3 protein-coding genes are annotated in these 5,345 nt (G+C 44.1%); 2 read left to right on the top strand and 1 reads right to left on the bottom strand.

Translation table 11 applies throughout. The annotated features are described in order from the left end of the window. Positions 1-170 precede the first annotated feature (170 nt). Entirely contained in the window at positions 171-893 is a 723-nt protein-coding gene (locus tag AC805_RS09060) for an SRPBCC family protein (RefSeq protein WP_055075128.1), read from the bottom strand. Positions 894-912: 19 nt separating this feature from the next. Between AC805_RS09060 and AC805_RS09055 the strand changes: the two genes are divergently transcribed. Together AC805_RS09055 and AC805_RS09050 are read left to right on the top strand one after the other, a co-directional pair. Beyond that, positions 913-1,617, top strand: coding sequence for a phosphoribosylanthranilate isomerase (locus tag AC805_RS09055; RefSeq protein WP_055075127.1), 705 nt, complete (start codon positions 913-915; stop codon positions 1,615-1,617). A 250-nt stretch (positions 1,618-1,867) separates the two neighbouring features. Further along, entirely contained in the window at positions 1,868-5,179 is a 3,312-nt protein-coding gene (locus AC805_RS09050) for a PAS domain-containing protein (protein ID WP_082429447.1), read from the top strand. Positions 5,180-5,345 lie beyond the last annotated feature (166 nt).

Raw genomic sequence — 5,345 nt, 5'->3', positions numbered from 1 at the left:
ATATAGCTACAGTCACTTGAATGAGGACAAATCAAACCCCAAGAATTGACTGGTGGCGCGAAGCGCCACCAGTCAATTCTTGGGGTTTATGTCCTAATACACTTGGCGACAGCTATATTCAGCAAAGGGAGGCTTGCCCTCCCTTTCTCCCTTTGCTCGTGCGTCTATCACTAGCCTCTTCTAGCCACTTCTTGCTTAATTGCTTGCAATGTATCCCCTAAGGCATCCTTAAAAATACTATAAAAGGCATCGGTGGGCGTAGAGGAATTTGGCTGTGCGTTAACAGTGTAGGTAATCAAAACTTGAGTGGGAGGACGACGGGGAACGGTGGAGACTGGTTCCATTTTCCAATAGCCTTCCATTTGCGAAAGATCGCCATCAAGGAGACGAAAATCGATCTGTTGGCGATCGGTTTCTTGAATTGCCAATTTGGTGCGGGAAACGATAGAAATCAGAAAGACCTGACGGGTATCGACCTGCTCGATTACCTTCCGATTGCCCCGATTTTCGAGAATCTTGCTAGAACTCATGTTGGGGATAAATTTGTAAAGGTTGGCATAGTCGGTTAATACCTGCCAAACTGCGTCGGGAGATGCAGTGATAAGGACTCGTGCCACGTATTTACCCTTTTCGCCTGTGACCACTGTTTGACCATTGCGGAGCGAATCGCGCTGGACTGAGGGCAAGCGATCGACGGGACCATCAAAGAGGGAAGCACGCGCGGGAAGGGCGGGGGTGCTGCAAGCGATCGCGATCGCCATAACAACAGCCGATCCTAGAGAAAGCTTATTTGCGAACATTTGGACTAATTTAGAGGTTAAGTTCGGGGCTGATTTCGGTGAGGCTTGCATGGTTGTTAGGGCAATTGTTGGATAGGATAAATACTCTGTCATGAAATGCGGCGTTGGTTGTATGTATATCAAAATTTGTGGAATTACGAAACTAGATCAAGCTCGAGCGATCGCCCAAATGGGAGCTGATGCCCTTGGTTTTATTTGTGTACCCTCTTCACCACGATATATTAGTACCAGCACAATTGGACAAATCATCTCTAGTCTACCTAAATCTCAATCCGAGCAGTTCGTCGATCTCGACTTGATTGGAGTATTCCTCAACACAAGTGCAGCAGAAATTTGTCACAATATCGAATCATCAGGGCTAAATGGCGTACAGCTTCATGGTGATGAATCACCAGAATTTTGCGATCGCTTGCGATCGCAGTTAGATCGCATAAATCCCAACACAAAGCTGATTAAAGCCCTGCGCGTAAAAGATCGAGTAGGTTTAGAAAGGGCAAAACTCTATAGCGATATTGTGGATGTAGTGTTACTAGATGCCTATGACCCGCAAATAGCAGGAGGGACAGGTAAAGCGATCGATTGGCAAATGCTCCGCGATTTTTGCCCGCATTGTGATTGGTGGTTAGCGGGGGGACTTTCGCCTGAAAATGTTGCTGAAGCGATCGCACTTACATCTCCCAATGGCTTAGATGTCTCAAGTGGAGTAGAACTTTCCGCAGGGGATAAGGATTTAGATAAGGTTGAGCGATTTATTGCGAACGTTAAGCGAACTATGGGAGCTAACTCAAAGTTTGCCAATCCAACCCATGAGAAGTAGTAAATCTTGCCCTAACGATAACTATTGCAGTTTTCATCTTGCCTACGGCAAGATGAAAACTCAAAACCTTTACTAAGATTGTTTTTTGTTTTCAAATGAGTACACACTCATTTGAAAACCGCAATATATATAGGTCAGATCGCAGTAGAATGTACACTATGCAAGGAATTGCGTTTATAGCAAAATAACAGCTAAATAGACTGGTACTGATATAAATCTTAAAAAAGACATAACTTTCAAAGGTTTTTTTATGTCTCAGGGTAACGATGAGATAATTTGCATGGGAGGATTTTTGGATCGTCTTACGGCGCTATCGGTTCAGTTGCATAACTCTACCAATTTAATGGAAATATTGGACTTAGTCGTGCGACAAACTAGGGAAATTTTAGGATGCGATCGCGTTTTAATCTATCAGTTCTTGCCAGAGGACGATGGCAAGATTATTGCTGAATCCGTAGGCTCGGCTTGGTCGCCAATCCTTGAAAAATTTGGAGAAACAACTAGCGATCGCTATGGGTGGCGCAAATATGCGGAGACCTATCTCAGGGAAGGGCTTAGCACGATTGATGATACTCAAGCGCAAACCTTTAAGCCATCCCTTGCTAACTGGTTTGCGGAGATGCGGGTGAAAGCTAACTTGGCGATACCCATCACGATCGGTTCGTCACCATCTCAGCGTTTGTTTGGATTGCTAATCTTGCACCAATGCGATCGCTCAAGGCATTGGCAATCCCCAGAAATTAGCCTTGTCAAAAATATTGCCGCGCAATTGGGAATAGCAATCCGAAATGAAGATATGGCGACCCGCAATCAAACCGATCGCTTCCAACGTATTAGTTCTGTTAGTTCTGAACGCGAACAATATGCGCTAGCGGTAAGTGGTGATGGTCTGTGGGATTGGAATGTTAAGACCGATGAAGTTTTCTTTTCACCGCAATGGAAAGCAATACTTGGATTTGAAGATGGGGAAATCGGCAGCCACTTTAGTGAGTGGGATAGGCTTCTTCATCCCGAAGACCGCGATCGCGCCTATGCCGAGATCGCGCGATATTTTCGAGACGAAACAAAACAATTTTGTCTCGAACACCGCCTTCGATGCAAAGATGGTTCGTACAAATGGATTTTGTCTAGGGGAAGGATTTTTAGTCGAGAGATCGATGGTACGGCATTGCATTTTATCGGAACCCATGTAGACATTAGCGAACTCAAGAATATCGAATTGGCTTTGCAAAAGAGCGAGGCAAGACAAAGGGCTATTCTTGAGGCAATACCAGATTTGCTATTGCGGGTCAGCCGCGATGGTTCTTGTCTGGACTGTATGGTTCCTCCTTCTATTAATGCAAATCAGTTTGTGGCGATCGGTCAGCACCTATCGGAAGTATTATCGCCCGAGTCTCTGGAGCAACAGCTTCAAGCGATTGAAAGGGCGATCGCCACCAAGCAACTGCAAGTCTACAGGCAGCAGTTAATTAAGTTTGGCAAGCACGCCTCTGAAGAAATTCGCATCTCGGCAATTAACGATCGCGAAGCCTTAGTGATTGTTAGAGATATTACATCTCAAGTTGATTCAGAACAGCGATTAGAACAAATTTCCTATAATGTTCCAGGAGTGATTTATCAATATCGTCTAAGAACCGATGGTAGTTCCCATTTCCCCTATGCAAGTCAGGGGATTCGCGATATCTATGATGTCTCTCCTGAAGAGGTGAGTCAAGATGCTTGCAAGGTTTTCGATCGCCTTCATCCCGAAGATTTAGAAACCGTCGGACAGACCATCGCCAAATCCGCGCAAAATCTCACCGTGTGGGAATGTGAATATCGCGTGCGTTTCGCCGATGGCAGGACGATCTGGGTGGCAGGACATGCTACACCACAAAGGGAACCCGATGGTAGCATTCTCTGGCATGGCTATATTAAAGAAATTACACAACGCAAAAAGACTGAGATTTCCTTGCAAGAGAAGCGGACAAAGCTACAAGAAGCCTATTCAGAGCAGAATGCTCTATTTGCTGCCATGAAAGATGTGGTGCTAATTCGTAATTCAGAAGGAAAATGCCTTAAAATTGTGCCAACTAATGGCAATAACTTACTGGGAAATCCCGAAGAAATCCTCAGACAATCAATCTATGAAGAACTGCCTCCCTCAGTCGCTAAAACTATTGTTGAGGCTATTCATCATTCCCTATCCACCCAGCAGATTATTAGTTTTGATTATCCCTTAGCGGTGAATGGAAGGGATGTCTGGTTCTCTGCGATCATTTCTCCCATCGCTGAGGATAAGGTGATTCAGGTTGCAAGAGATATTACGGAGCGGAAACAAGCAGAAATCGCGCTAGCGGAGGCGAAGGAAGCTGCGGAAGCCTTGACGAAAGCCAAAAGTGATTTCCTTGCCAATATGAGCCATGAAATCCGTACTCCCATGAATGGAGTGATTGGCATGGCCGAATTGCTTGCATCTACCCCACTCAATGGGGATCAGCTCGATTACGTCCAAACAATTCAAGATAGCGGCAATATTCTCCTAGCTGTAATCAACGACATTCTTGATTTCTCTAAAATTGAAGCGGGAAAACTAGAATTAGAGGAGCGTCCTTTTTTACTTAAGGATGCTGTGAAATCAGCTTTTAATATATTGAGTAAGGAAGCTACTAACCAAGCAAATATACTAAAGTATGCGATCGCTACTGACGTTCCCGCGACGATCGTGGGTGACCAAGCGCGAGTGCATCAAATTTTGATTAACTTAATTGGTAATGCAATCAAATTTACGAAAAAAGGTGAAGTTGAGCTATTGGTCAAAGGCATCAAATCCCCGCAATCATCAAACCAAATACTATTTTCGATCAAAGATACGGGTATTGGTATATCTAGCGATCGTTTGAGTCGATTATTTCAGCCATTTTCCCAAGCCGATGCTTCAATTAGTCGCAAATATGGCGGTACTGGTCTGGGGCTGGCTATTTGCAAATATCTGATCAAGTTTATGGGAGGGAAAATTTGGGTTGATAGTAAGGGCGCTATCGCAGGAGAACCGCCGATCGGTTGGCAAGGTGTAACTACCCCAGAGACATCAGGGGCAATTTTCTACTTTACGATTGATTTGCCGAATATGAACTCTGAGGCGATCGCTACGGCAAATATTGCTTTGGATGCCGCCAACCAAAATCTGAGTTGCATGGCTGAGCTATTTCCTCTCAAAATTCTCATTGTGGAAGATAACGAAGTAAATCAAAAAATAGCTTCTCTCTATTTAAAAAAATTTGGATATATTGCCGATATCGCAAATAACGGAGTGGAAGCATTAGAAAGGGTATATCAACAAAACTACGATCTTCTATTTATGGATATGCAGATGCCTGAGATGGATGGACTAACAGCAACTAGATTAATTCGGCAGGATGTCAATATTTTTCCTCAACCGCAGATTGTTGCCATGACTGCCAATGTCTTGCCTCAAGATATCCAAAATTGTCTAGCGGTCGGTATGACCGATCACATTAGTAAGCCTATTCGCGTTGAAGAAGTTGCCAGAGTCCTTACCCGATTGCAAATCAAGAAATAATTAGGGCTTGCTGAAAAAGGCAGAAACAGTTGCAATCAGTAGTTTCCAAAGGTTGCAAAAGCTGATAAGATGCAAGAAAAAAGCCCAAAAACAAGAAAAACCCTTGCACCAATAAAATTTTATGTACCGACGTTCCGCAAAAGGACAACTATCATTCGAGAACTTC

This window comes from Pseudanabaena sp. 'Roaring Creek', assembly GCF_001402795.1.
Classification (GTDB): domain Bacteria; phylum Cyanobacteriota; class Cyanobacteriia; order Pseudanabaenales; family Pseudanabaenaceae; genus Pseudanabaena.
This window is presented reverse-complemented; position numbering and strand designations above follow the sequence as displayed.